Below are 25241 nucleotides of genomic sequence, written 5' to 3' on the forward strand. Positions count from 1 at the left end.
CTCCGCGTCAGTGCAGCAGCTGGGCGGCCTGGTCGGCGAGATCGAGCAGTGGCTGCGGGAAGATACCGAGCACGACGGTGACCGCGGCGCACACCGCGATGGCGGCCTTGCTCAAGATGCCCGGCGCCACCACGTGCGGGGTGTCCTCGGTCGCTTCGGTGAAGAACATCGACACGATGACCCGCACGTAGAAGTAGGCGGCGACCCCGCTGGCGACCACACCGACGATCACCAGCGGCACGGCGCCGCCCTGGGCGGCGGCCTTGAAGACGGCGAGCTTGCTGACGAAGCCACTGGTCAGGGGGATGCCGGCGAACGCCAACAAGAACATCGAAAACATCACGCCCACAATGGGTGAGCGCTGACCCAGCCCCGCCCAATGCGAGAGCGTTGCGTCCTCGACCCCGTCGGCGTCGCGAATCAGGCCGACGATGGCGAACGCGCCGACGGTGCTGAAGCTGTAGGCCAGCAGATAGAACAGCGTGGCGGACAGGCCCGTGTGGTTGTCCGCGATGACGCCGGTGAGGATGAACCCGACGTGGGCGACCGACGAGTAGGCCAGCATGCGTTTGACGTCGGTCTGGTTCACCGCGGTGATGGTGCCGACCGCCATGGTCAGGATGGAGATGGCCCATAGCACCGGGCGCCACTGATCGTGCAGCGGCGGCAGCGCCACGTAGATAACCCGAAGCAGCGCACCGAAAGCCGCGACCTTGGTGGCCGCCGCCATGAACCCGGTGATGGGGGTGGGTGCGCCCTGGTACACATCCGGAATCCAGGAGTGGAATGGAACGGCGCCGACCTTGAACAGCAGACCGACCGACAGCAGCGCGACGCCGACCAGCGCCATCGAGGTGTCGCCGCGCGCGGCAAGCGCATCACGGATACCGGTCAGCAGCAGCGTGCCGGTCGCGCCGTAGAGCAGCGCGACACCGTAGAGGAAGAACGCCGACGAAAACGCGCCCAGCAGAAAGTACTTCATCGCCGCTTCCTGCGATAGCAGGCGGCGGTGACGGGCGAGGCCGCACATCAGGTACAGCGGCAGCGACAACACTTCCAGCGCGACGAACATGGTCAACAGGTCATTGGACGCGGGGAAGACCATCATGCCGCCGACCGACAGCAGCGCTAGCGGGAACAGCTCCGTCTGGGCGGCCCCGGCCCGCTCGGCCTCGCGCTCGGCGTCGCTGTCGGGCACCGCCGATGCCTGCGGCGTAAAGGAGTCCAGGCCGCCCGAGCCGGCCGTGCCGACTCCCACGGACACCTTGCTGTCCGCCGTGGCCTGCGTGCGTTCGGCGATGAAGATCACCGCCATCACCGCGACCAGCAGCACGGTGCCCTGCAGATACAGCGTCGGGCGGTCGATGGCCATGGCGCCCAACACCGCGACGCGGCCCGAGCTTGGGATCGAGCGGCTCACGGCGATGACCGCGACGAACGCCGCGATCAATCCGCCAAGTGAGAGCGTCACCTGCGCGGTGTAGCGAATTCGCCTGGGCAGGAACGCCTCCGCGAGGACAGCCACCACGGCGACGCCGAACACGATGAGCGTCGGGCACAGCAGGAAGTACTGGATGCTCGGGGTAGGGAGGGTCATCGCGGTCCTTCGGCGGTCCGGTGTAGGTCGGCCGGTCTGGGTGTTCCCACCGGGACGGTCGGCTTGGGGTCATGCTGGCCGATGGTGGTCATGGTGTTCTCGACGGCCGGATTGATGATGTCGAGCACCGGCTTGGGATAGATGCCGAGCGCCAGCAGCAGCGCGATCAGCGGTGCGACGACGATCAATTCGCGCGCACGCAGATCGCCGATCTTCTCGTTGCCGCTGACGACCGGCCCGGTCATCACGCGCTGGTACAGCCACAACATGTAGACCGCCGAGAGCACCAACGCGGTGACCCCGAATGCGGCGGCCAGCCAGTACCGATTGAAAGTGCCCAGCAGGACCAGGAATTCGCTGATGAATGGCGCCAGGCCAGGCAGCGACAGGGTGGCCATCGCCGAGACCAGGAAGGTACCGGCCAGGATGGGCGCCACCTTCTGCACGCCGCCGTAATCGGCGATCGACCGGCTGCCGTGCCGCGATATCAGGAATCCGGCGATCAGGAAGACCGCGGCCGTGGACAGGCCGTGGTTGAGCATGTACAGCGTCGACCCGCTCTGCCCCTGGCTGGTCATCACGAAGATGCCCAGGATGATGAACCCGAAGTGCGAGATCGAGGTGTAGGCGATCAGCCGCATGATGTCGGTCTGGCCGATGGCCACGATCGCGCCGTAAATCACCCCGATGACCGCCAGCACGACGATCAGCGGGCGGAAGTACGTTGAGGCGCCGGGGAACAGCTGCAGGCAGTACCGCAGCATCCCGAAGGTGCCGACCTTGTCCATCACCGCCATCATCAGCACCGCGGTCGCCGGGGTGGCCTCGACGGCGGCGTCGGGCAGCCAGCGATGGAACGGCCATAGCGGGGCCTTGATCGCGAACGCGAACATGAAGCCCAGGAACAACGCCTTGAACACCGCCGAGTCCGCGCCGTAGCGGCCCGAGGCGACGCCGGCCACGATCTCGCGGAAGTCGAAGGTGCCCGAACCGTGCTGCGAGGTCACCACGTACAGGCCGATCACCGCGGCCAGCATGATCAGACCGCCGAACAGGTTGTACAACAAGAACTTCACGGCCGCGCGCGACCTGCCGGTCCCGCCGCCGAAGCCCCCGATCAGGAAGTACATGGGAACGAGCATGGCCTCGAAGAAGACGTAGAACAGCAGCACGTCCAGGGCGACGACGGAGATCAGGACCATGGATTCGATGGCCAGCGTCAGGGCGATGTAGGCCTGCACCCCGCGGCTGCGCTCACCGCCGTCGTTCCAGCCGGCCACCTGCAGCACCGGGATCAGCACCGCGGTCAGCAGCACCAGCACCACCGCGATGCCGTCGACGCCCAGGGTGTAGCCGGCGCCGAACGCCGGGATCCATTGGTGGCTTTCGATGAATTGGTAAGGCGCGCCGCCGGTTTTGAACCCGACGGTGACGACGACCGCGACCGCGAGGGTCAGGACGCCGAAGACCAGACCGGTCCACTTGGCGAGCTGGCGCAGCCCGGGTGGCATCAGGATGATCAGCACGGAGCCGGCCAGCGGCACCAGCCACAGCACGCTCAGCCATGGAACGCTAGTCACCAGCGCCGCTCCTTTTCATCTCGCCGCTGCGAATTACCACAGTCTCACCGCCAGGATCAGCGCGATCACCAGCACCGCACCCGTCAGCATCGACAGCGCGTAGTTGCGGGCGAAGCCGGTTTGCAGCCCCCGCAGCCGATTTGACATCGAACTCACCAGCGCCGCCAGCGCGTTCACCGAGCCGTCGACGCCCGCGTTGTCGATGTCGACGAGCGCGTGGGTCAGTTGTGCGCCCGGGCGCATAAAGACCTCTTCGTTGAAGGCGTCGCCGTAAAAGTCCTTGCGTACCGCCGTCGTCAGCGCCGACACGGAGAGCGGAGCCACCCGGGGGATCGGTGTCTTCGCGTACATCCGATAGGCGACCGCGATGCCGACGACCACGACGCCCAACGCCAGCGCGGAGCTGACCCAGACGGGGTACGCGTGGGTGACTTCCTCGTGCTTTCCGACGACCGGCTCGAGCCAGCTTTGCAGGGTGCCGCCCACCGCCAGCAGGCCACCGGAGAACACCGAGCCGACGGCGAGCAGAATCATCGGCCACGTCATCAGGGCGGGTGCCTCATGCGGGTGGGTGCCCGGGCCCCAGCGCTTCTTGCCGAAGAACGTCATCAGCATCACGCGGGTCATGTAGAACGCGGTGACGCCGGCGCCCAGCAGCGCGGCCCCACCCAGCAGGTAACCCCGGACGCCACCCGAGGCCAGCGCCGCCTCGATGATGGCGTCCTTGGAGAAGTAGCCCGCGAAGGGCGGCACGCCGATGATCGCAAGGTAACCCAGGCCGAAGGTGACGAACGTAATGGGCAGCGCCGCACGCAAACCGCCGTAGCGGCGCATGTCCTGCTCTTCGTGCATCGCGTGAATCACCGCGCCGGAGCCGAGGAACAACCCGGCCTTGAAGAACCCGTGGGTGAGCAGATGCATGATCGCGAAGGCGTAGCCGGCCGGCCCGAGGCCCGCCGCCAGCACCATGTAGCCGATCTGGCTCATCGTCGACGCCGCCAGCGCCCGCTTGATGTCGTCCTTGACGCAGCCGATGAACGCCCCGAGCAGCAGCGTGACCGCACCCACGATGACCACGGCCAGCCGGGCGTCGGGGGACAGGTTGTACAACGGATTCGATCGCACGATCAGATACACGCCGGCCGTCACCATGGTGGCGGCGTGGATCAGCGCGGACACCGGCGTGGGGCCCTCCATGGCATCACCCAGCCACGCTTGCAGCGGGACTTGGGCGGACTTGGCGCAAGCGCCCAGCAGCAAGAGCAATCCCATGGCAGTCAGCGCGCCGTGACCGGCCGCGGGCGCGCCGGCGAACACCCCTGCGTACGACAGGGTGCCGAAAGTGCTGAACATCAAGAACATTCCCAGGGCCAGCCCGGCGTCGCCGACCCGGTTCATCACGAACGCCTTCTTGGCCGCGGTGGCCGCCGTCGGCTTGTGATACCAGAACCCGATCAGCAGGTAGGACGCCAGGCCGACGCCCTCCCAGCCGACGTAGAGCACCACGTAGTTGTCGGCGACGACCAGCAGCAGCATCGACGCCAGGAACAGGTTGAGATAGCCGAAAAACCTTCGGCGGTCCAAGTCTTCGGCCATGTAGGCGACCGAATAGATGTGGATCAGCGACCCGACCCCGGAGATCAGCAGCACGAAACACACCGAGAGCTGGTCGATTTGCAGCCCGAGGTCGACCTGGAGCTGGCCGACCGAGATCCAGCTGAACACCTTCTGGTGGATGACGCGGTCGTCGGCCGCGCGTCCGAGCAGCTCCGAGAGCAGGCTCAGGCCCACCCCGAACGCCGCGAGGGCGGTGGCGCAGCCCAGCCAATGCCCCCACCGGTCGGTGCGTCGCCCGCCGAACAGCAGGATTGCGGCGCCCGCCAACGGCAGCGCGACCAGCAGCCAGGTGTATTGAGTCATGTTGGCGTCTTCAGCCTTTGAGTAGGTTCGCGTCGTCGACGGATGCCGATTTGCGGGTACGGAAGATGGTCATGATGATGGCCAGTCCGATGACCACCTCGCAGGCGGCGACCACCATCGTGAAGAACGCGATCATCTGCCCGTCCAGGTGTCCATGCATCCGCGCGAACGTGACGAACGCGAGGTTGACCGCGTTGAGCATCAGCTCGACGCACATGAACATCACGATGGCGTTGCGGCGCAACAACACACCGGAGGCGCCGATGGTGAACAGCAGCGCCGAAAGGTACAGGTAATTGGCCGGATTCACGACGTACCGCCTTGGGAGAGGGTCGGGCTCGGCTCGGGGGAAGGGGACGGCGTCTTCTTGCCGTCGGCGCCGCGGCTTTGCAGCATCGGCGAGACCGAGAGTTTCGAGTACGAGCCGTCTGGCAGCAACGCGGCCACGTCGACGGCGTTGTGGCGTGCATACACACCGGGGTTGGGCATCGGGGTGGGATGCCCGCCCGAGCGGAACCGTTCCTGCGAGAGCTCGCGCTGCGTCTTGCGGCGCTCGAAGCGCTCGCGGTGCGCCAGCACCATCGCGCCGACGGCTGCGGTGATCAGCAGCGCGCTGGTGAGCTCGAAGGCCCACAGGTACCGCGAAAAGATCAGCGCCGCCAGCCCTTCCACGTTGCCGTTGGCGTTGGCGGTGGTCAGTCCCGCGAAGCCGCCGGTGGTCACGTTGCCGATGGCGGCGATCAGCAGGATGCCGAACCCCATCCCGGCGGCCACGCCGGCGATGCGCTGACCGCGCAGCGTCTCCTTGAGAGATTCCGCGGAGTCCACACCGATGAGCATCAGCACGAACAAGAACAGCATCATCACCGCGCCGGTGTAGACCACGACCTGAACCACACCCAGAAACAGCGCGTCCTGGATCATGTAGAAGACCGCCAGGATGATCATGGTCATCGCCAGGAACATCGCCGAGTAGACGGCGTTCACGGCGGTGACCACTCCGATCGCGCCGATCACGGCCAGGACGCCCAGCACCCAGAACGCGATCGCTTCGCCGGTGGAGGTACGGACAATGGTGTCCTGCGCAAAACTCGAGGCCACGGCGACGGCGTGGCCGGCCAATCCGGTCACCGGGAGTCTCCGGTCTGCGGGGTCTGCCGCAACCCGTGTGCGGTCACATTGCCTTGGTAATAGTCCTTGTCGGTGGCGCCCTCGGTCCTGGGGTGCGGCGGCGCGAGCATGTCCTGCAGCAGCGGTGCCAGCAGCCGGTCCTTCTCGTAGATCAGGTCGGCGCGGTTGTCGTCGGCCATCTCGTAGTCATTGGTCATCGTCAGCGCCCTGGTGGGGCACGCCTCGATGCACAGCCCGCAACCGATGCACCGCAGATAGTTGATCTGGTACACACGGCCGTAGCGTTCCCCAGGCGAATACCTGAGTTCCTCGGTGTTATCGGCACCCTCGACGTAGATCGCGTCGGCCGGGCACGCCCAGGCGCACAATTCGCAGCCGATGCACTTCTCCAGACCGTCGGGGTAGCGGTTCAGCTGGTGACGGCCGTGGTAGCGCGGCATGACCGGGCCCGGCTTTTCCGGATACTCCTCGGTGACATTCCTTTTGAACATCGATCCGAACGTCACGCCGAATCCGGCTACAGCGTCCAAGAATTTAGCCACGTGCTTTCTCCTTGCTCGCCGCCGCCAGGGATTTCTGGTCCTTCGATGGCAGTGGCGGTGTCGGGAATACGGGTGCGGAGTCGAGTGCGGTCGGCAGCCTCTTCGCCTCGCGGCGCAGCTGTTTCTCCAGCGCGCGAATACCGGGCGCGCTGAACGGCTTTCGCAGCAACAGCACGAGCGCGGTGGCGAACACGAGGCTGCTGACCACCAGGATCGGGGTCCAGTGCTGATAGCCCTGGTTCTGCAGCGTGCGAATGACGGCGGCGATCAGCACCCAGACCAGCGAGGCCGGGATCAGCAGCTTCCAGCCCAGCCCCATGAACTGGTCGTAACGCAGCCGGGGCAGCGAGGCCCGCAGCCAGAAGTAGACGAACAGGAAGGTCCACATCTTCGCGGTGAACCAGAGCACCGGCCACCAGCCGGTGTTGGCGCCGGCCCACATGTTCAGCGGCCACGGCGCGTGCCAGCCGCCGAAGAACAGGACGGTGGCGAGCGAGGAGACCGTCATCATGTTGACGTACTCGGCCAGCATGAACATCGCGAACTTCAGCGACGAGTACTCGGTGTGGAACCCGGCGACCAGCTCACCCTCGGCCTCGGGCAAATCGAAAGGCGCCCGGTTGGTTTCACCGACCATCGAGATGAGGTAGATGACGAACGACGGCAGCAGCAGGAACACGTACCAGACCCGGTCCTGCGCGGCGACGATCTGCGACGTCGACATGGAGCCGGCGTAGAGGAAGACCGCGGCGAACGACAGCCCCATCGCCACCTCGTAGGAAATGACCTGGGCGGTGGAGCGCACCCCGCCCAGCAGCGGGTAGGTGGACCCGGAAGCCCAACCGCCCAGCACGATTCCGTACACGCCGATCGCCGACAGCCCCAGGATGAACAGCACCGCGACAGGCAGGTCGGTCAGCTGCAGCGGCGTGCGGTGGCCGAACACCGACACCACCGGTCCGAACGGGATGAAGGCGAAGGCGGTGAACGCCGGAATCGTGGAGATGACCGGCGCCGCGAAGTAGACGAACTTGTCGACCCCGCCCGGGGTGATGGTTTCCTTGAGCGCCAACTTGATTCCGTCGGCCAGGCTCTGCAGGACACCCCACGGCCCCGCCCGGTTGGGCCCGGGCCGCAGCTGCATCCAGCCGAGGATCTTGCGCTCGAGCAGGATCGCCACCAGCACGTTCAGCATGAGGAACACGAAGATCGCGAGCGCCTTGCCGAGCACCAGCCACCAGGTGTCGTGCCCGAAGGCGGTCAAGCCGGTCATATGCGCCGCTCCTCCTCATCGCTGCGCTCTGCATCGTCGCCGGCGGTGCCAACTCCGATCTTGACTGTGCTGCCGGCCGATACGCCGAGCTGGCGATGCACCGCCGAGCCGGGCGAGTTCACCGGAAGCCACACCACCCGGTCGGGCATGTCGGTGATCATCAGCGGCAGGCTGATGGATCCGTGTGACGTGCTGACCGTGACCGCGTCGCCGTCGGCGGCGCCGATCTCGGCGGCCGTGTCGGCGGACAGCCGAGCGACGGGCTTGCGGGCCGTGCCCGCCAGATGTGGCTCGCCGTCTTGCATCCGGCCGTTGTCCAGCATCATCCGCCAGCCGGCCAACACCGCCTCACCCGGCGCGGCCTGGGCCGGCTCCGGGGCCGCGACGGCCGGGTTCGCGGCGCGCTTGCCGTCCCAGTGGCGCAGCGCGGCCAGTTCTTCCCGAGCGGTGGCGACGGTGGACATGCCCAGGTACACGCCCATCTCGTCGGCCAGCGTGTCGAGCACCTGGTGGTCGGATTGGCTGGCCTGCTGGGCGGTTCCGCGCAGTGCGGCTTCGAACGGCCGCAAGCGGCCCTCCCAGTTGACGAATGCGCCTGCCTTCTGCGTCGTCGACGCGACCGGGAAGACGACGTCGGCGCGTTCGGTGACGGCGCTGTGCCGCAACTCCAGGCTGACCACGAAGCCGACGCCGTCCAGCGCCGCCAAAACCGCCTGCGGATCGGTGAAGTCATCGGGCTCGACACCGCCCACCAGCAGCGCGCCGAGCGTGCCGTCGGTGGCGGCGGCCAGGATCGCATCGGTGTCACGTCCACTGCCGGAAGGCAATTCGGACACGTTCCACGCCCGAGCTACCTGCGCGCGGGCGGTCTCGTCGTCGACCGGACGGCCGCCGGGCAGCAGCCCGGGCAGCGCACCGGCCTCCAGTGCGCCGCGCTCACCGGCACGCCTCGGCACCCAGGCCAGGCGGGCGCCGGTGGTGTCGGCGAGGCGGGCCGCCGCCGACAAACCGCCCGGCACCGTGGCCAGGCGCTCGCCGACCATGATGACCGCACCCGCGGTGGAGAGCAGGTCGCCCACCTCGCCGGTGGCCAACCCGTCGAGCGCCGAAGCCTCAGCGCCGGGAACGGTTTTGATCAACCGCCCGGACATCTTGGTCAGCGCGCGGGTGGCGAACGGCGCGAGGGCGTAGACCGGCAGCCCGTGCTTGCGGGCCGCCTTACGCAGCCGCAGGAAGACGATGGGCGACTCGTCCTCGGGCTCGAATCCGACCAGCACGACGACCGGCGCCGACTCCAGGTCGGCGTAGCTGACGGTGATCGGTTTACCGGCGATGCGGGCGGCCAGGAAGTCGGCCTCCTCGGCCGAACTCGGCCGGGCGCGGAAGTCGATGTCGTTGCTGTCCAGCACGATTCGCGCAAACTTGGAGTAGGCGTAGGCGTCCTCCAAGGTGGCCCGGCCGCCGACCAGCACGCCCGCGCGGCCACGTGCCGCTTCGAGGCCCTTCGTCGCGACGGCGATCGCGTGCGACCACGAGGCCGGCTGCAGCGAGCCGTCCGCGTCGCGGATCAGGGGACTGGTGAGCACATCGGCCTGGGTCGCGTAGGTGAACGCCCAGCGGCCCTTGTCGCAGTTCCACTCCTCGTTGACCTCGGGGTCGTCGCCGGCCAGCCGGCGCAGCACCTTGCCGCGGCGGTGGTCGGTGCGCTGCGCGCATCCGGAAGCGCAGTGCTCGCAGACGCTGGGGCTGGAGACCAAGTCGAACGGGCGGGCCCGGAACCGGTACGAGGAGCCGGTCAGCGCGCCCACCGGGCAGATTTGCACCGTGTTGCCCGAGAAGTAGGAGTCGAACGGTTCATTGGCGTAGATGCCGACCTGCTGCAGGGCGCCCCGCTCCTGCATGTCGATGAAGGTGTCCCCGGCGATCTGCTCGGAGAACCGGGTGCAGCGCGCACACAGGATGCAGCGCTCCCGGTCGAGCAGCACCTGCGAGGAGATGTTGATCGGTTTGGCGAAGGTGCGTTTGACGTCGGTGAAGCGAGAATCGGCGCGGCCGTTGGACATTGCCTGGTTCTGCAGCGGGCATTCGCCGCCCTTGTCGCACATCGGGCAATCCAGCGGGTGGTTGATGAGCAGCAGCTCCATCACGCCGTGTTGCGCCTTGTCGGCGGCCTCCGACGTGAGCTGGGTGCGCACCACCATGTCGTCGGTGGCGACCGTGGTGCACGAGGCCATCGGCTTGCGCTGCCCTTCGACCTCGACCAGACACTGCCGGCACGCGCCGACCGGCTCCAGCAGCGGGTGATCACAGAACCGGGGGATCTGGATGCCCATCAATTCGGCGGCCCGGATCACCAGAGTTCCCTTGGGAACGCTGATTTCGCTGCCGTCGATGGTCAGCGTCACCATGTCCGGCGGACGCACCTCGTCGCCGGTTTCGGTCTTGGCCGCACTAGTCATGAGCGCCGCTCCTCTCCCCCGCAAGCGGGAGGTACCCCCACATCGCTGTTTCGCTCTGCATCGTCACCGGCGCGGGTCATCGGCTTCCTAACCTTTCGCGCTCTCGCGCTCCGCCGTCAGCATGGAGTCTCGTGGATCGAAGGGGCATCCGCCGCCCTCGACGTGCGCGACGTATTCGTCGCGGAAGAACTTGATCGACGACATCACCGGGCTGGCCGCGCCGTCGCCCAACGCGCAGAACGACTTTCCGAGGATGGTGTCGGAGATATCCAGCAGCTTGTCGATGTCCTCGTCGGTGCCCTTGCCGGTTTCCAGCCGCTCGTAGATCTGGTCGAGCCAGAAGGTGCCCTCACGGCACGGCGTGCATTTTCCGCACGATTCGTGCTTGTAGAAGTAGGTCCAGCGCCGCACGGCACGCACCACGCAGGTGGTTTCGTCGAAGATCTCCAGCGCCTTGGTGCCCAGCATCGAGCCGACGCCGCCGACGCCCTCGTAGTCCAGCGGCACGTCGAGGTGCTCCTCGGTCAGCAGTGGGGTCGACGATCCGCCTGGTGTCCAGAACTTGAGCCGATGCCCGGCCCGAACCCCGCCGGCGTAGGCGAGCAACTCCCGCAACGTGATTCCCAGTGGGGCCTCGTACTGGCCGGGCCGGGCGACGTGGCCGGACAGCGAATACAGCGTGAAGCCAGGGGATTTCTCGCTGCCCATCGAGCGGAACCAGTCCACGCCGTTGCCGATGATCGACGGCACGCTCGCGATGGTCTCGACGTTGTTGATCACCGTGGGGCAGCCGTACAGCCCGGCCACGGCGGGGAACGGCGGGCGCAACCGCGGCTGGCCGCGCCGGCCTTCCAGCGAATCCAGCAGCGCGGTTTCCTCACCGCAGATGTAGGCGCCGGCACCGGCGTGCACCACCAGCTCGAGGTCGAAGCCCGAGCCGTTGATGTCGCGGCCCAGATAGCCCGCGGCGTAGGCCTCGGCCACCGCGTTCTGCAGGCGGCGCAGGACCGGCAGCACCTCTCCGCGCACATAGATGAACGCGTGGCTGGCGCGGATCGCGTACGCGGCGATGATGACGCCCTCGACCAGGACGTGCGGTGTCGCCAGCATCAGCGGAATGTCTTTGCACGTACCGGGTTCCGACTCGTCGGCGTTGACGACCAGGTAATGCGGTTTGGCGGCCGCGCCGGTGTCGCCCTGTGGGATGAACGACCACTTGGTGCCTGTCGAGAATCCCGCGCCGCCGCGCCCGCGCAGTCCCGAGTCCTTCACCACCCCGATCACCGCGTCGGGCTCCATCGCCAGCGCCTTCTTCATCGCCTCGTAGCCGCCGTGGCGGTGGTAGGTCTCGAGGGTCCACGACTCGGGGTCGTCCCAGAAGCGGCTGATGACCGGAGTCAGCGGCGTCGCCTGTGAAGTGTCAGAAGTCGTTGTCATTACTGGCCTTCCGGCGCGTCCGGCGCCTGCATGCCGTGTTCCTTGGCTACCTTCAGGCCGGCCAGGGTGGCCGCCCCGGCGCCGCCCTGCCCCTGGTCGGGACGCTCGTCGGGCAGGCCGGCCAGGATGCGCGACGTCTCGCGGAAGACGCACAGCGGGGCGCCGCGAGTGGGCGGCTGAGGTTCGCCGGAACGCAGCGAGTCGACGAGTTCACGCGCCGACTTCGGCGTCTGGTTGTCGTAGAACTCCCAGTTCACCATCACCACCGGCGCGTAATCGCAGGCGGCGTTGCATTCGATGTGTTGCAGAGTGACCGAGCCGTCTGCGGTGGTCTCGTCGTTGCCGACGTCCAGATGTTCTTTCAGGGCGTCGAAGATGGCGTCGCCACCCATGATGGCGCACAACGTGTTTGTGCAGACACCCACCAGATAATCGCCGGTGGGGCCGCGGCGATACATGGTGTAGAAGCTCGCCACCGCGGACACCTCGGCCCCGGTGAGGCCCAGCTGCTCGCCGCAGAACTCCAGGCCCGCCGGTGTCAGGTAGGAATCCTGCGATTGCACCAGGTGCAGCAACGGCAACAGCGCCGAACGACTGTTGGGGTAGCGGCCGATGATCTCCTTGGCGTCGACCTCCAGCCGGGCCCGCACGTCCGGGGGATACGTCTTGGGCGCGCCCTCGACGACGAACGCGTTGGGCTCGTCGGGCGGTGGGCCGAGCCGGATGAAGACCGGCTGTCCCTGCGGCCCGGTCACCGGTCCACCCCGCCCATGACCGGGTCGATGCTGGCGACCGCGGTGATCAGATCGGCGACCATGCCGCCTTCGCACATCGCCGCCACCGACTGCAGATTCGTGAACGAGGGGTCTCGGTAGTGCACCCGGTAGGGCCGGGTGCCGCCGTCGCTGACCATGTGCACACCCAGCTCCCCGCGCGGTGATTCGACCGCCGTGTAGACCTGGCCGGCGGGAACCCGGATGCCCTCGGTGACCAGTTTGAAGTGGTGGATCAACGCCTCCATCGAGCCGCCCATGATCTTGGCGATGTGTTCCGGTGAGTTGCCCATGCCATCGGGGCCCACCTTCAAGTCGGCCGGCCAGGCGATCTTGCGGTCCTCGACCATGGTCGGGCCCGGCTTCAGCTTGTCCAGACACTGCTCGACGATCTTGATCGACTCCCACATCTCGTTGACACGAATCATGTAGCGCCCGTAAGCATCACACGTGTCTTCGGTGATTACGTCGAATTCGTAGTTTTCGTATCCGCAGTACGGTTCGCTCTTGCGCAGATCGTGGGGCAACCCGGTGGCGCGCAGAATCGGGCCGGTGATGCCCAGCGCCATGCAGCCGGTCAGGTCCAGGTATCCGACGTCCTGGGTGCGGGCCTTCCAGATGGCATTCTCGTTGAGCAGGCCGCCCATTTCGCGCAGCACCTGTCTGAGTCCCTTGAGGCCTTCGACGATCTCGGCCTCCGCGTTGGGCGGCAGGTCCTGCGCCACACCGCCGGGGCGGACGTAGGCGCTGTTCATCCGCAGGCCGGTGATCGATTCGAACAGGGTCAGCACGATCTCACGTCCCCGGAATCCGACGAACATCGGGGTCATGGCGCCCAGTTCCATGCCGCCGGTCGCCAGCGCCACCAGATGCGACGAGATCCGGTTGAGCTCCATCATCATCACCCGGATGACGTTGACCCGCTCCGGAATCTGATCGGTGATGCCGAGCAGCTTCTCCACACCGAGGCAGTAGGCCGTTTCGTTGAAAAACGGTGCGAGGTAATCCATCCGGGTCACGAACGTGACACCTTGGGTCCAGTAGCGGTATTCGAGGTTCTTCTCGATGCCGGTGTGCAAATACCCGATGCCGCAACGGGCGTCGGTGACCGTCTCGCCCTCGATCTCCAGGATCAGCCGCAACACCCCGTGGGTGGACGGATGCTGCGGCCCCATGTTGACGATGATGCGTTCGCCGGGGTCGACCCCGCGGGCGGCCTCGACGACCTTGTCCCAGTCCTGGCCGCCGGCGACCACGAAGGTCTCGCCGGCGCCGTCGTGCGTCGATTCAGTGGTGGTGCTCATCAGTTGTACGCTCTCCGCTCGTCGGGCGGGGGTATCTGTGCGCCTTTGTATTCGACCGGAATCCCGCCGAGGGGGTAGTCCTTGCGCTGGGGATGCCCGTGCCAGTCGTCTGGCATCTCGATGCGGGTCAGCGACGGGTGCCCGTCGAAGATGATTCCGAAGAAGTCGTAGGTCTCGCGCTCGTGCCAGTCGGTGGTCGGATAGATCCCGAACAGCGAGGGGATGTGCGGATCACCGTCGGGCGCAGCCACTTCCAGGCGGACGCGGCGATTGTGCGTGATCGACTGCAACGGATACACCGCGTGCAGTTCGCGTCCCGTCTCGTGCGGGTAGTGCACCCCGCTGACGCCCAGGCACATTTCGAAGCGCAGCCGCGGGTCGTCACGCAGCCGGTGAGCGACCTGTTCCAGCGCGTCACGACGGACGTGCAAGGTCAGTTCGTCGCGGTACACCACGACTTTTTCGATGGCGTCGGTGAATTCGACGTCAGCCTGGCTCAACGCCGCGGCCAGTGCGTCGACCACGTCGTCGAAGTAGCCGCCGTACGGCCGCGGGCTGCTGCCCGGCAGCAGGACCTCGCGCACCAGCCGTCCGTAACCGGACGTGTCACCCGAGCCCTTGGCGCCGAACATGCCGCGGCGCACGTCGATGACTTCTTCGTCGGCGCGGCTGATCGCTTCTTTGGGATCTTGGTCCGGTGAGCTCATCGCAGCAGTCCGCGCATCTCGATCGTGGGCCGGGCCGTCAGCGCCGCCTGCTCGGCTTCGGCGATGGCGGTTTCCCGGTTGACGCCCAGCGGCATTTCCTGAATCTTCTCGTGCAGCTTCAGGATTGCGTACAACAGCATCTCCGGTCGCGGCGGGCAGCCGGGCAGGTAGATGTCCACCGGGACCACGTGATCGACGCCCTGCACGACCGCGTAGTTGTTGAACATCCCGCCGGATGAGGCGCACACGCCCATGGCCAGCACCCATTTCGGCTCGGCCATCTGGTCGTAGATCTGTCGCAGCACGGGAGCCATCTTCTGGCTGACCCGCCCGGCGACGATCATCAGATCGGCCTGCCGGGGGGTGGCCGAGAATCGCTCCATCCCGAACCGCGCGATGTCGAATCTTGGCCCGGCCGTTGCCATCATCTCGATGGCGCAGCAGGCCAACCCGAACGTCGCCGGCCACAGTGAGTTCTTGCGGACATAGCCCGCGACCTTCTCGACTGTTGACAGCAGGATCCCGCCGGGCAGCTGTTCCTCAAGACCCACGTCTTACCTCAATCCCACGTCAGGCCGCCGCGGCGCCACACATAGGCGTAGGCCACCAAAACCGTCAGCATGAAAATCACCATTTCGACCAGAGCGAACGTGCCAAGCGCGTCATAGCTGACCGCCCAGGGATACAGGAACACGATTTCGATGTCGAAGACGATGAACAGCATCGCGGTGAGGTAGTACTTCACCGGAAAGCGCTGCCCGGCTGTCGCACGCGGGCCGCTCACCGACGTCTCGGTGGGTTCGATTCCGCACTCGTAGGCCGACATCTTCGACTTGTTGAAACGCGATGGGCCGGCCAGGCTCGCGATCGCCACCGAGCCCACGGCAAAGGCAGTGGCAATGGCGCCTAGCACCAGGATGGGTATGTAGACGTTCAACTCGCTCCATGATCCGTCGTACGAGCCGCCGGCAGCGGCCAGGCGGTAACCAGGCTGCTGTGACGAACCGAGTCGCAAGCCCGCCACAGTGATTTACAACATAGCGTCGCGGCGTGCGGCGCGCTTGCCCGGGGTGGGCGATTTGCAGTATTGGCGGTGACATGTCGCGCTGTGCTGCGCAAACTCGATAGCCGGTGCAATCAACGCTCGCCGCCGGACGACATCCGCCGCACCAACCGCTCGATGAGCACCAGCAAAGGCGCGGCCGCGCCGATCGCTGCGGCACCAAAGATCAGGGGCGTCGCCAGCGCGGATGGCCCGCCGTCAGCAACGTCGCGACTAGCGACCGTCGCCGTGGCGCCGGTGGCCGAAGTGGTCAGGACTGCCGCATTGGCGGCCGAAAATCAACGGCCGCGGCAAAGACGCGGGGTGGAACGAATCAGCGAACCGGGGCTCGCAGCAGGCTGAGCACCGTGCGGCCCAGCAGGATGGGGTCGATGGGATGCGGCACCGCGCCCTCGGCGCGCGACCAGGAGGCCAACCACGCATCGTCGGGCCGTCCGGTCAGCACGACCAGGGGTGGGCAGGTCTCGAGTTCGTCTTTGAGCTGCTTTGCGATTCCCATGCCGCCGGTCGGGGTGGCCTCGCCGTCCAGGATGGCCAAGTCGATGCCGCCCTTGTCCATCGTCGCCACCACCATGGGCCCGGTCGCCACCTCGACGTAGCTCAATTCGGGCAGATCCGGATGCAGCTGCTTGCCCAGCGCACGCATCACCCGCTCGCGGGTTTGCACATTGCTGCTGTAGACGAGGATCCGCAGGGCGATGGTGGAGTCGGGCACGGTGCAGATGCTACTGGTGTCGCACCGGGTTCACCGGGGTGCCCGCGGAATCCTTACTGTGATACCCGCACAAAGATGGCGTCGGCCGCGACCGTTGCCGTCGAGCTCACCATGCCGAGCTGGTTCCAACCCAGGTCGAACCGGTTCCGATCGAGCTTGGTTTCACCGGTGATTCGGACCGAGCCGTCGTCGAGCTCGGAGATCGTCACGGGCAGCTGCACGTCCGCGGTGACGCCCTTGATGGTGAATGTGGTCCGCAGGTCGGCGGCCTTGCCTTTGGTCGGCTGCACCGCCGTGACGACGACGCTGATCTCCGCGAAGCGGTCGACGTCGAAGAAGTCGGCCGACCGCAGGTGTTTGTCGCGGCGGCCGATGCCCGTGTCCAGCGAGGCGGTCCGGATGTCCAGGCGACCGAAAACCGCTCCCTTGCCGGTCAGTTGGCCGTCGCCGGTGAAGTCGGTGAAGCGGCCCTTGACGTTCACCAGGCCCCACATGTTCTTGATCTTGAAAGTGATGGCCGAGCGATCCGGGGCCAGGTTCCACACGCCGGCCATGTCGGGATCGTGAAGCAGTGTCTCCAAGGTCGTCATCGTCACCCCCAATGTGTCGTGGCGAATCTAGCGCTAGTTCATCAGCGGCGCGATTCCGGCCGGGTCGAAATATTCGTCGATCCGCTCGATCAGGCCGTCGGTGCCCACCCGGATCACGATGCAGACCCGCAGCGAGATCGACTGCCCGGCATGCCCGGTGGCGTGCAAGATGTGCTGCTGGACGAAGCCGCGGGCGGACCCGTCATCGAAGAGCTGCCGGTCCAGGATTTCGTAGCGACGCTGTGTGGTCGCGCCGATGAACCAATCGATGACCCGCATCGCGCGGGCCTTGTCGTCGTCGCGCCGCGAGCCGACCCGCCACACTGCGATGTCGTTGCTCCACATCGCGTCAACCGCGGCGACGTCGCTTCGCTCGATCGCCGTGAACAGGCGGTTGGCCGCGTCGAGGACCGTCTCGGTGCTGGAAGCGGGCATGTCTGGCTCCTCACTGATCGCCGGGCTATTCGCTGTCGTATCCGGGGTGGGCGACGGCCAATCAGCGTCGTACCAGGGTGCGCAGGCAGGCGGTGACCTGGTCGGCTCGCCCGTCCAGCTCGCCGGCCCGTATCGCCGCGGCCAGCTGTTCCTCGTCGGCGAAGCCCAGGCCGGCCAGCGCGGTGCGGGATTTCGCTTCGCTCTCGTCGAGCAGTTCGCGCTCGACGATGCGCAGCGCGTTGGCGGCGACCCGGGCGTGGAAGTTGACCTGCCCTTCGGTCGCCCCGCGCACGTCGCTTTCCAGGAATTCGGCGACCGCGGCCACGAGTTCGGCGGCCAGTGGGCGGCCGTATGCCCCGATCATGGCCGCGCCTCGATCAGGTTGAGCAGGTCCCACTCGGTCTCGCAGACGCGACGCCCGATGGTGGCCAACTCGACCGAGCGGTGTTGCCCGCTCAGGTGCCGTTCGGCCTGGAAGCGGCAGATGACACCCCAGCGCAAGGTGGCCAGCACCAGCCACCAGTGAAACGCCACCCGGTCGACGGTAGTCGCGCTGGCCTGCTCGTAGGCGCGCAGGAAGCTTTCGATGCTGCCCAGGCCGCCGGCGCCGAGGCTGGCCGGGGCGCCGAATCGCCAGGCCCGGATGCAGAACCACGCCAGGTCTTCGTAGGCCTGCCCGACGTGCACCAGCTCCCAGTCCAGCACCGCGGCGAGCTTGGATCCGTCGATGATGAGGTTGCCCATCCGAAAGTCGCCGTGCACCAACACCGCCGGCGACGGCTGGGGACGGTGGGCGGCCAGCCAGCGAAACCCCCATTCGAATGTCGCGGTGGTGTCGCCCATGTCGTCGAGGCGTTGGCGCCATTCGGCGAGTTGGTCCTCGTGGGTCAGGTCCGGAATGTCGGTGTCGGCGCGGTGGATGGCGGCCACCGCCTGCGCGCATTGCTGCAGCAATCGGGTGCGCGCCGCGTGCCCGTCGGCGCCGTCGAGCTGGCGCTGGATGCGCCGAACGATGGTCTCGCCCTTGATCTCGTCACAAATCAAATACGGATTGCCCAGTGCGGCAGGAGAATTGTCGGCGATCAGCACGTGGGGGACCGGCGCCCCGGCCGCCGCCGCGGCCGCCTGCGTCCTGGCTTCCAGCTCCATGCCGGCGTGTACATCGTCGGGTGGGCCGGTGCGCAAGATCAGCGCACGACGCTGTGCGTTGATGATGGCCTCGAACGCCCAGGTGGTTCTGCTGGCGCCACCGGTCAGCGCGCGCAGGTTCTCAACCGCGGTGTCGGCGCCGACGGCGGCCGTGAGCACCCTGGCCAGCTTTGTGCCCAGTTCCGCCGACTCGTCGCTGTCCATCACTTCTTGCCGAATTTGAACAGCCGCTGCGCCACCCGGCGAATCTGGATTTCCTCGGCGCCCTCGGTGATCCGATAGCGACGGTGGTGGCGGTAGATGTGTTCGAACTGTTCGTGCCGACTGTAGCCGAGGCCGCCGTAGACCTGCATGGCGCGGTCGGCGGCGTCGCAGACCAGCCGGTTGGCGCGGTAGTTTGCCATAGACACCTTGTCGGAGACCTCCATGTGGTGGTCGCGGTCCAAATGCCAGGCGGCGTACTGCACGAGCAGTCGCACCATCTGCGCTTCGGTCTGTAGCTCGGCCAGCGGCCACTGCACGGCTTGGTTCACCGACAGCGGTTTGCCGAATACCTTTCGGCCGGCGGCGTATTCGGCGGCGCGGTCGATACAGTACTGCGCCGCGCCCAGGCTGCTCGCCGCCTGCCGAATCCGGTTCTCGTGCAGGAAGGTCTGGGCGACTTCCAGGCCGCGGTCCACCTCGCCGAGCACCGCGTCGACGGGAATCCGAACATCGGTCAACTCGACTTCGCCGTGGTCGGTGGGCATGTTGAAGGTCCACCAGTAATAGGGGACGTTGAAGCCGGGCGTGTCGGTGGGCACCAGGAACGCGGTGATGCCGAACGCGGCCCCCGGATCGCCGGAGGTGCGCGCGAAGACCAGGTCGTGCGTCGCGCGGTGCACACCGGTGTTGAACCGCTTGGAGCCGTTGAGCACCCAGCTGTCGCCGTCGCGTTCGGCGTGCGTCTCCAGCCAGGTGGCATCCGATCCGTGTTGCGGTTCGGTCAGGCCGAACGCCATGGACCGCTCGCCGGTGATCAGCGCCTCCGACCACTGTCTGCGTTGCTCGTTGGTGCCGAACCGCTCCATCATGATCACCTGCGGGAAGTTCCCGACGATCGACGATTCGTTCTGCAGGTCGTTGTGTAAGCCAAGACCCTTGTGCGCCAAGTGTTCCCGGATGACCGCCATGTCGACGTTGCTGCCGTCGCGGCCACCCAGTGCGGCCGGCAGTCCATAGCGCAGCCAGCCGGCCTTGTCGGCCCGCCGGCGCATCTCGGAGAGCAGATCCTCCCATTCGCGCGTCGGGATCCCGTCGTTGTCCCAATCGGTGCGCGCATGCTCGCGGCGCTGGTCGAAGTACTGCATGTTCTCGCGTTCCAGCGGCTTGATCTCGGTCTCGATGAATTCGTCCATCTCGGCGAGTAAGCCCGGAAGGTGCTCTGGCAGAGTGAAATCCACGTCTTCTCCTAAGATCGCGTGAGGCCGCCGTACAGGGTTTTCTTCCAGATCGTCGACAAGGTCGCGATGGCGTCTTCGTCGCTGAGGTCCACACCCAACCCCGCGGGGCCAGATGGCCCGACGAACACGGTGGTGAAGTTCTCGAACAACAACGCGATGGCCGCCGCGGTGTGCTGGGGGTGCAGCTCGGCGCCGTAGCCCTGTTCCTGGGCGCGGCGCACCGAGGCTGCCACGAGATCGATTCCGAACCGCCGGAATTCGTTCTGGACGGCGGCGAAGCGCTGCTGGGTGGCGGCCAGCTGGGCCATGGCGATCATGATGCCGATGTTCTGCTTGAACATGTTCCAGTAGCCGGTGACCACCGAGGTGAAGAAGGCGTCGTCGTCGGGGGAGTGTGGCAGGTGGACGCTGAGTCCCGACGGCGTCACCACCTCGTGCAGGAACGATTCCGCGAGGGCGGCCAGCAGGTCTTCCTTGTCGGTGAAGTATCGGTAGAACACCGCAGGCGATTTGCCCGCGGCCGAGGTGATGTCGGCCAGGGTGGTGCCGTGAAAACCCCTTTCGGCGAAGAGCTTCCGGGCGGCCTGCTCGATGGCCAGCCGGGTCTGGCGGCCTTTGGCGGTCAGCTCGCGGTTCGCCTCCGGGGCGGACATCAGTTCCGCATCCGGTCGCCGGCGCGCAACAGTGCGCTCGGCAGGTCGTGACCCACCACCGCCTTCGCCACGTCGGCCGCGGCGATGGCGGCCTGCAGGTCCACGTCCACGTCGATGCCGCTGTCGGCCAGCAGGTATACGAGATCCTCGGTGGCGATGTTGCCGGTGGCGCCCGGCGCGAAGGGGCAGCCCCCCAGACCGCCGACCGAGGCGTCCAGCCGGGTCACCCCGGAGCCGACCGCGGCGTAGGCGCTGGCCAGGCCGGAGCCGCGGGTGTTGTGGAAATGCCCGCCAAGCGGCAGGTCGCCGATCACCGGACGCAGTTGTGCGATAAGCGAACTCACCCGGCCCGGGGTGGTGGTGCCGATGGTGTCGGCGATCGACAGGCGGTCGGCGCCGCGGTCGCGGGCGGCCGCGGCGATCTCGAGCACCCGCTGGGGCGGGGTGGGGCCTTCGAACGGTGAGTCCCAGGCGGTGGCGATGACGACTTCGACTGTGACGTCGCCGTCGTGCGCGATGGCCACGATCTCGTCGATCTGGTTAGTGGCCTCGGTGCTGGTGCGCCCGACGTTGGCCTTGCTGAAGGTGTCGTCGGCGGCCACCACGTATTCGATGGAGCGCAAGCCCGCGGCGACGGCGCGCCTGGCGCCGTTGGGGCTGGCCACCAGGGCTGAGAATTCGATGTCGGGATAGTCATGCAAATGGGCGGCCAGCTCGGCGGCATCGGCCATCGACGGCACCTTGGTGGGGGAGACGAACGCGGTGACCTCTACCTCGCGAACGCCGGTGACCGCCACCGCGGCCAGCAGTTCAAGCTTGGCCGACAAAGGAATTGGCGTTTCGATCTGCAGACCGTCGCGCAGGGCCACTTCGCGAATGTCGACGTGTGTCATTGGCGCCGCTCCTCCTCATCGCTGCGTTCTGCATCGTCGCCGGCGCGTGTCACAGCACCTCCTCGGTGCGCAGCTCGTCGAGTTCCTCGGCCGTCTTGCCCAGCAGCCCGATGAAGACGTCGTCGTTGTGCTGGCCCGGTCGCGCGGGGCCCGCGTTGCGGACCTGCCCCGGCGATTCCGAGAGCATCGGCACGATGCCCGGGCCCAACACGTTGCGCTGCACGCGCTCGTCGTAGTGCTCCACCAGCATGCCGCGCGCCCGCAGCTGCGGATCGTTGACCACCTCGGCGACGGTGTTGATCGGCCCCGCGATCACCCCTGCGGCGGAGAGGGTTTCGATGATCTCGCCGGGCTGGCGTTCCGCGGCCCACGCGCCGATGATGTTGTCGAGTTCGTCTTGATTGCGGCCCCGCGCGACGTGCGTGGCGAACCGATCGTCGGTGGCCAGCTCCGGGCGGCCCATCGCCTTGCACAGCCGGGCGAAGACGGTGTCCTGGTTGGCGGCGATCACCACCCACGAGCCGTCGGCGCTGCGGTAGATGTTGGACGGGGCGATGCCCTCGAGCCGGGTGCCCGACGGCCCGCGCACCACGCCGCCGACGTCGTAGTCGGGGATGGTGGATTCCTGTACGGCCAAGCATGATTCGGTCAGGGCGACGTCCACCACCTGGCCGCGCCCGGTGACGCTGCGCCGGTACAGCGCGGCCAGCGCGCCCTGGGCGCCGAACATGCCCGCCAGGCTGTCGCCGAGCGAAAGCGCCAGCCGGGGCGGCGGGCCGCCGGGAAAGCCGTTGAGGTGGCGCAGCCCGCTGGCCGCTTCGGCGACCGAGGCGTAGCCGGCCTTGGTGGCGTCCGGCCCGGTTTGCCCGTAGCCGGACACCCGGACCAGGATGATGCCCGGATTGCGTTCGCTGAGTACGTCGTAACCCAGGTTCCACTTTTCCAGGGTGCCCGGACGGAAGTTCTCCACCACGATGTCGGACTTCTCGACGAGTTCGCAGAACAGTTCACGCCCACGGGGGTGGCGCAGGTCGAGGGTGATCGCCTTCTTGTTGCGCGCGTGCACCGTCCAGAAGACGTGCTGCCCGTCGAGCTCGGCCTGACCCCAGGTGCGCAGCGGGTCCGGGGACTTGGGCAGTTCCACCTTGATGACGTCGGCTCCCATGTCGCCGAGCAATCGGCCGGCGAAGGGCCCGGCGATCAGGGTGCCCAGTTCGAGCACCCGAACGCCGTCCAGCGGGCCGGTCACCGTCATTCGGCGCTCGCGAGATCGTGCCGGACCAGCCAGTCGGTGACGATAGTGACGGCGGCCCGTAGCGCGTCGCGCTGGTCGGGGCCCGCGTAATAGTGTGTGGCGCCGGGGATTTCGTGCATCTCCTTATCCTCGTGTCCAATCGCCTGGAACAGCCGCCGGGTGTGGCTAGGTGTGCAGGCGTCATCCGCCAGGTTACCGATCACCAGCGCGGGGATCGCGATGTCCGGGCCGCAGGCCACCGCGTCGCCGCGGGCGTCGTCGTAGCTCCACTGCGAAAGCCAGCCGCGCAGGGTGGAGAACCGGGCCAGCCCGACCGGGCTCATGTTCACCACCTGAGGATCCCCCAGATAGCAGGTGCCGGGGACGCGTTCGTTGGGATCGACGGCCGGGTCCAGCCAGCGCGGGTCGGCCATGGTGCCGTGCACGACGAAACCGAACTCGTCGTCGGGCCGGCCGGCGGCCGCCAACTCGGCCAGCTTGTCCCTGACCCATGCGGTGATGCGCCGGTTGCGGTCGATCTGGGCCTGCCGGTAGCGGTCCAGGAATTCCTGGCTGTAGGGCGGCTGATTCGGGTTGTCGGGGTTGTACAGGTCCAGTTCGGGATCGCGCTTGGTGGGGTCGGATTCGTCGAGGATCGACGCGTCCAGCCATTCGGTCAGCGTGCCGTGCCGGCTGATGTGCGCGGCCAGCAGCATGATGCCGTCGGCCGCGGGCAGGTCGAGTTTGGTCAGGTCGGGGCCGTCGCCGGTCGGGCTGGACGTGATGGTGGGATTCTGCGCCTGCTGCTGGTAGAACACCGACAGCGAACCGCCGCCACTCCATCCGGCCAGCACCACCTTCTGGTAGCCCAGCCGCTTCTTGGCGTCCTTGATGCACTCGCCGAGATCCTCGACGACCTTCTCCATCAGCAGCGCCGAGTCGGTGCCGCGGAAGCGGCTGTTGCAGTAGATGACGTGATGGCCGGCCCGCGCCAGCGCGTTGATCATCGGCAGGTAGGCCCCGCCGCCGATGGGATGCATGAACACCAGCACGGTGTCCGACGGCTTGTCCTTCGGCTTGAGCAGGTAGCTCTCCAGCACGGTGATTTCGGCCAGGCCGCCGTAGACGTCTCGTACACCGGAATTGTTCTGAAAGGCAACGAGATAGGGGATGCGCTCGTATTCGTACTTCTTGGGTTTTACGGCTTGCGCTTGCGTCATCAGTGTTGTCCTAGGTCGTGGGCCAGTACCTCCGCTGAGGGGGTGAGCCGCCGGCGTGTGTCGATGGCGATCACTTGCCAGTCGACGCGGGAGTAGTCGTCGAACTTGCGGCGCGCCCGTTCGCGTGCCTTCTCCGGTGCGCCGTGGTGAACCCCTTGCGGCGCATGGGAAATCAAACCGGGTGGCATCGGGATGCCGTACAGCGAGCCGCCGTGGAAGAAGGCGATCTCGTCGTAGTCGACGTTGCGGTGATACCACGGTGTGCGTTCGGTGCCCGGAATCCCCTCGGCGGGCTTGGGTAGGAAGTTCATCACGTAGACACCGGTGGCCTGCATGAACAGGTGCACCGTCGGCGGCAGGTGGACACTGTCGGAGGTGACCACGTTGTAGTCGGCGATGTTGAAGGTGAACGCGAAGTTGTCGCCTCGCCAGCCCTCGACGTCGAGCGGATTGTGTTGGTAGAACAGCGTTGTCGGGCCGCCCTCGTGGATGAGCCGAACCTCGAATTCGCCGTCGGCCTTGTCGGCCGGCACCGGCTCGGGGATGACGACCTGCGACGGGTCGAAGGGGAAGTGGCGGCCCAGTGCGCCGGGTGGCGGCACCCGAAACTCGTCGGTGGCTTCGATCATCAGCATCGTCGTCGCGCTGTCGGGCAGCTGGCGCCAGGTGCATGCCTTCGGGATGTACAGCCAGTCGCCCTCCCGGTAGCGCAGCGGCCCGAATTCGGTCTCGGCCAGGCCGCTGCCCTGGTGGACGAAGCACAGCAGGTCGCCGTCGACGTGACGGACGAAGAACGGCATCGGCTCGTGACGACGGCTCAACAGGATTCGGCAGTCGTCGTTGCTGAACATCAGCAGCGGTCCGCCGTCCGCCTCGGTGGCGTCGCTGGGCTTGAGCTCGCTGGACAGCACGTCGATGGGCCGCAGCGGGCCGACCGATCGGTAGGCGGTGGGGTCGTGGCGCCGGTACAGGTTGGCGGTGCGGCCGGTGAATCCGCCCCGGCCCAACTCGTCGTCCTTGAGGCCGTCGAGGTCGGCGTGCAGGCGACGCGGTGTTCGGCCTTTTCGCAGGTGCACAAAGGATTCCATGGGACGGCTCCTCCGAAGGGGACCAGCTGGGTGGCG

Annotated in this window: 26 protein-coding genes; 1 reads left to right on the forward strand and 25 read right to left on the reverse strand. The window is 67.0% G+C overall.

The genetic code is table 11. The annotated features are described in order from the left end of the window. Positions 1 to 7: 7 nt before the first annotated feature. The 14 genes from nuoN to B8W69_RS19825 all read right to left on the reverse strand — a co-directional run bounded on the left by nuoN (position 8) and on the right by B8W69_RS19825 (position 15660). Positions 8 to 1597 carry an NADH-quinone oxidoreductase subunit NuoN gene (gene nuoN / locus B8W69_RS19760; RefSeq protein ID WP_085291470.1) on the reverse strand — a complete coding sequence of 530 codons (1590 nt, stop codon included), beginning with the start codon at positions 1595 to 1597 and terminating at the stop codon, positions 8 to 10. Continuing rightward, positions 1594 to 3180 (reverse strand): NADH-quinone oxidoreductase subunit M, encoded by a 1587-nt coding sequence (locus B8W69_RS19765; protein WP_085291471.1) that lies wholly within the window; start codon positions 3178 to 3180, stop codon positions 1594 to 1596. The genes nuoN and B8W69_RS19765 overlap by 4 nt, the downstream gene beginning before the upstream one ends. 30 nt (positions 3181 to 3210) lie before the next feature. Continuing rightward, positions 3211 to 5097, reverse strand: a complete 1887-nt coding sequence (gene nuoL, locus B8W69_RS19770; protein WP_085291472.1) for an NADH-quinone oxidoreductase subunit L — start codon at positions 5095 to 5097, stop codon at positions 3211 to 3213. Between the two features lie 10 nt (positions 5098 to 5107). Beyond that, positions 5108 to 5407, reverse strand: a complete 300-nt coding sequence (gene nuoK / locus B8W69_RS19775) for an NADH-quinone oxidoreductase subunit NuoK (RefSeq protein ID WP_007772892.1) — start codon at positions 5405 to 5407, stop codon at positions 5108 to 5110. Further along, complete coding sequence (locus tag B8W69_RS19780; RefSeq protein WP_181447445.1) at positions 5404 to 6198, reverse strand: NADH-quinone oxidoreductase subunit J; 795 nt, start codon at positions 6196 to 6198, stop codon at positions 5404 to 5406. Before B8W69_RS19780 ends, nuoK begins: the two co-directional genes overlap by 4 nt. Positions 6199 to 6224: 26 nt before the next feature. Beyond that, the gene (nuoI, locus tag B8W69_RS19785; RefSeq protein ID WP_085291474.1) at positions 6225 to 6770 is read right to left on the reverse strand and encodes an NADH-quinone oxidoreductase subunit NuoI; all 546 of its coding nucleotides are present in this window, start codon (positions 6768 to 6770) and stop codon (positions 6225 to 6227) included. Then, positions 6763 to 8043 carry an NADH-quinone oxidoreductase subunit NuoH gene (gene nuoH, locus B8W69_RS19790; protein WP_085291475.1) on the reverse strand — a complete coding sequence of 427 codons (1281 nt, stop codon included), beginning with the start codon at positions 8041 to 8043 and terminating at the stop codon, positions 6763 to 6765. The genes nuoI and nuoH overlap by 8 nt, the downstream gene beginning before the upstream one ends. Continuing rightward, complete coding sequence (locus B8W69_RS19795; protein ID WP_085291476.1) at positions 8040 to 10502, reverse strand: NADH-quinone oxidoreductase subunit G; 2463 nt, start codon at positions 10500 to 10502, stop codon at positions 8040 to 8042. Before B8W69_RS19795 ends, nuoH begins: the two co-directional genes overlap by 4 nt. Positions 10503 to 10589: 87 nt before the next feature. Then, positions 10590 to 11939 carry an NADH-quinone oxidoreductase subunit NuoF gene (nuoF, locus tag B8W69_RS19800; RefSeq protein WP_085291477.1) on the reverse strand — a complete coding sequence of 450 codons (1350 nt, stop codon included), beginning with the start codon at positions 11937 to 11939 and terminating at the stop codon, positions 10590 to 10592. Then, a complete protein-coding gene (gene nuoE / locus B8W69_RS19805) occupies positions 11939 to 12694 on the reverse strand; it encodes an NADH-quinone oxidoreductase subunit NuoE (RefSeq protein WP_085291478.1) in 756 nt (251 codons plus the stop codon). Before nuoE ends, nuoF begins: the two co-directional genes overlap by 1 nt. Continuing rightward, positions 12691 to 14016 (reverse strand): NADH dehydrogenase (quinone) subunit D, encoded by a 1326-nt coding sequence (gene nuoD / locus B8W69_RS19810; RefSeq protein WP_085291479.1) that lies wholly within the window; start codon positions 14014 to 14016, stop codon positions 12691 to 12693. Before nuoD ends, nuoE begins: the two co-directional genes overlap by 4 nt. Continuing rightward, positions 14016 to 14723, reverse strand: a complete 708-nt coding sequence (locus B8W69_RS19815) for an NADH-quinone oxidoreductase subunit C (RefSeq protein WP_085291480.1) — start codon at positions 14721 to 14723, stop codon at positions 14016 to 14018. Before B8W69_RS19815 ends, nuoD begins: the two co-directional genes overlap by 1 nt. Next, the gene (locus B8W69_RS19820) at positions 14720 to 15274 is read right to left on the reverse strand and encodes a NuoB/complex I 20 kDa subunit family protein (protein WP_065028229.1); all 555 of its coding nucleotides are present in this window, start codon (positions 15272 to 15274) and stop codon (positions 14720 to 14722) included. Before B8W69_RS19820 ends, B8W69_RS19815 begins: the two co-directional genes overlap by 4 nt. An 8-nt stretch (positions 15275 to 15282) precedes the next feature. Then, positions 15283 to 15660: an NADH-quinone oxidoreductase subunit A gene (locus B8W69_RS19825; protein WP_085291514.1), complete on the reverse strand. Its 378-nt coding sequence runs from the start codon at positions 15658 to 15660 to the stop codon at positions 15283 to 15285. 171 nt (positions 15661 to 15831) lie between these two features. On the opposite strand from B8W69_RS19825, the gene B8W69_RS31070 reads away from it, so the two are divergent. Then, entirely contained in the window at positions 15832 to 16128 is a 297-nt protein-coding gene (locus tag B8W69_RS31070; RefSeq protein WP_085291481.1) for a hypothetical protein, read from the forward strand. On the opposite strand, the gene B8W69_RS19835 is transcribed toward B8W69_RS31070, so the two are convergent. The 11 genes from B8W69_RS19835 to B8W69_RS19880 all read right to left on the reverse strand — a co-directional run bounded on the left by B8W69_RS19835 (position 16100) and on the right by B8W69_RS19880 (position 25205). Continuing rightward, entirely contained in the window at positions 16100 to 16501 is a 402-nt protein-coding gene (locus B8W69_RS19835) for an Rv3143 family two-component system response regulator (RefSeq protein ID WP_065053614.1), read from the reverse strand. The two genes, B8W69_RS31070 and B8W69_RS19835, sit on opposite strands and share 29 nt — an antisense overlap. A 53-nt stretch (positions 16502 to 16554) precedes the next feature. Then, a complete protein-coding gene (locus B8W69_RS19840) occupies positions 16555 to 17091 on the reverse strand; it encodes a YceI family protein (protein ID WP_085291482.1) in 537 nt (178 codons plus the stop codon). A 33-nt stretch (positions 17092 to 17124) separates the two neighbouring features. Further along, complete coding sequence (locus B8W69_RS19845; protein WP_065028227.1) at positions 17125 to 17526, reverse strand: nuclear transport factor 2 family protein; 402 nt, start codon at positions 17524 to 17526, stop codon at positions 17125 to 17127. 61 nt (positions 17527 to 17587) lie between these two features. Next, entirely contained in the window at positions 17588 to 17890 is a 303-nt protein-coding gene (locus tag B8W69_RS31075) for a DUF6285 domain-containing protein (RefSeq protein ID WP_110881991.1), read from the reverse strand. Next, positions 17887 to 18879 carry a phosphotransferase family protein gene (locus B8W69_RS19850; protein WP_110881992.1) on the reverse strand — a complete coding sequence of 331 codons (993 nt, stop codon included), beginning with the start codon at positions 18877 to 18879 and terminating at the stop codon, positions 17887 to 17889. Before B8W69_RS19850 ends, B8W69_RS31075 begins: the two co-directional genes overlap by 4 nt. Beyond that, positions 18879 to 20117 carry an acyl-CoA dehydrogenase family protein gene (locus tag B8W69_RS19855; RefSeq protein ID WP_085291483.1) on the reverse strand — a complete coding sequence of 413 codons (1239 nt, stop codon included), beginning with the start codon at positions 20115 to 20117 and terminating at the stop codon, positions 18879 to 18881. The genes B8W69_RS19850 and B8W69_RS19855 overlap by 1 nt, the downstream gene beginning before the upstream one ends. Before the next feature lie 8 nt (positions 20118 to 20125). Then, positions 20126 to 20770, reverse strand: coding sequence for a TetR/AcrR family transcriptional regulator (locus B8W69_RS19860; RefSeq protein ID WP_085291484.1), 645 nt, complete (start codon positions 20768 to 20770; stop codon positions 20126 to 20128). Then, positions 20770 to 21663, reverse strand: a complete 894-nt coding sequence (locus B8W69_RS19865) for a hydroxymethylglutaryl-CoA lyase (RefSeq protein ID WP_085291485.1) — start codon at positions 21661 to 21663, stop codon at positions 20770 to 20772. Before B8W69_RS19865 ends, B8W69_RS19860 begins: the two co-directional genes overlap by 1 nt. A gap of 49 nt (positions 21664 to 21712) precedes the next feature. Next, the gene (locus B8W69_RS19870) at positions 21713 to 22918 is read right to left on the reverse strand and encodes a CaiB/BaiF CoA transferase family protein (RefSeq protein ID WP_085291486.1); all 1206 of its coding nucleotides are present in this window, start codon (positions 22916 to 22918) and stop codon (positions 21713 to 21715) included. Beyond that, a complete protein-coding gene (locus B8W69_RS19875; RefSeq protein WP_085291487.1) occupies positions 22915 to 24117 on the reverse strand; it encodes an alpha/beta hydrolase family protein in 1203 nt (400 codons plus the stop codon). The genes B8W69_RS19870 and B8W69_RS19875 overlap by 4 nt, the downstream gene beginning before the upstream one ends. Beyond that, positions 24117 to 25205, reverse strand: coding sequence for a homogentisate 1,2-dioxygenase (locus B8W69_RS19880; protein ID WP_085291488.1), 1089 nt, complete (start codon positions 25203 to 25205; stop codon positions 24117 to 24119). Before B8W69_RS19880 ends, B8W69_RS19875 begins: the two co-directional genes overlap by 1 nt. Positions 25206 to 25241 lie beyond the last annotated feature (36 nt).

Source organism: Mycolicibacterium vulneris (genome assembly GCF_002104765.1).
In the GTDB taxonomy this organism is placed as follows: Bacteria; Actinomycetota; Actinomycetes; order Mycobacteriales; family Mycobacteriaceae; genus Mycobacterium; species Mycobacterium vulneris.

Bases quoted from the DNA above. Each gene is read 5' to 3' on its own strand.
- B8W69_RS19840 (WP_085291482.1), bottom strand. From the start codon at position 17,091: ATGACGACCTTGGAGACACTGCTTCACGATCCCGACATGGCCGGCGTG.
- nuoH (WP_085291475.1), bottom strand. From the start codon at position 8,043: ATGACCGGCTTGACCGCCTTCGGGCACGACACCTGGTGGCTGGTGCTC.
- B8W69_RS19795 (WP_085291476.1), bottom strand. From the start codon at position 10,502: ATGACTAGTGCGGCCAAGACCGAAACCGGCGACGAGGTGCGTCCGCCG.
- B8W69_RS19870 (WP_085291486.1), bottom strand. From the start codon at position 22,918: ATGACGGTGACCGGCCCGCTGGACGGCGTTCGGGTGCTCGAACTGGGC.
- B8W69_RS19860 (WP_085291484.1), bottom strand. From the start codon at position 20,770: ATGTCCGCCCCGGAGGCGAACCGCGAGCTGACCGCCAAAGGCCGCCAG.
- nuoL (WP_085291472.1), bottom strand. From the start codon at position 5,097: ATGACTCAATACACCTGGCTGCTGGTCGCGCTGCCGTTGGCGGGCGCC.
- B8W69_RS31075 (WP_110881991.1), bottom strand. From the start codon at position 17,890: ATGATCGGGGCATACGGCCGCCCACTGGCCGCCGAACTCGTGGCCGCG.
- B8W69_RS19880 (WP_085291488.1), bottom strand. From the start codon at position 25,205: ATGGAATCCTTTGTGCACCTGCGAAAAGGCCGAACACCGCGTCGCCTG.
- B8W69_RS19815 (WP_085291480.1), bottom strand. From the start codon at position 14,723: ATGAGCTCACCGGACCAAGATCCCAAAGAAGCGATCAGCCGCGCCGAC.
- nuoF (WP_085291477.1), bottom strand. From the start codon at position 11,939: ATGACAACGACTTCTGACACTTCACAGGCGACGCCGCTGACTCCGGTC.
- B8W69_RS19845 (WP_065028227.1), bottom strand. From the start codon at position 17,526: ATGCCCGCTTCCAGCACCGAGACGGTCCTCGACGCGGCCAACCGCCTG.
- B8W69_RS19865 (WP_085291485.1), bottom strand. From the start codon at position 21,663: ATGACACACGTCGACATTCGCGAAGTGGCCCTGCGCGACGGTCTGCAG.
- B8W69_RS19850 (WP_110881992.1), bottom strand. From the start codon at position 18,879: ATGGACAGCGACGAGTCGGCGGAACTGGGCACAAAGCTGGCCAGGGTG.
- B8W69_RS19875 (WP_085291487.1), bottom strand. From the start codon at position 24,117: ATGACGCAAGCGCAAGCCGTAAAACCCAAGAAGTACGAATACGAGCGC.
- nuoD (WP_085291479.1), bottom strand. From the start codon at position 14,016: ATGAGCACCACCACTGAATCGACGCACGACGGCGCCGGCGAGACCTTC.
- nuoN (WP_085291470.1), bottom strand. From the start codon at position 1,597: ATGACCCTCCCTACCCCGAGCATCCAGTACTTCCTGCTGTGCCCGACG.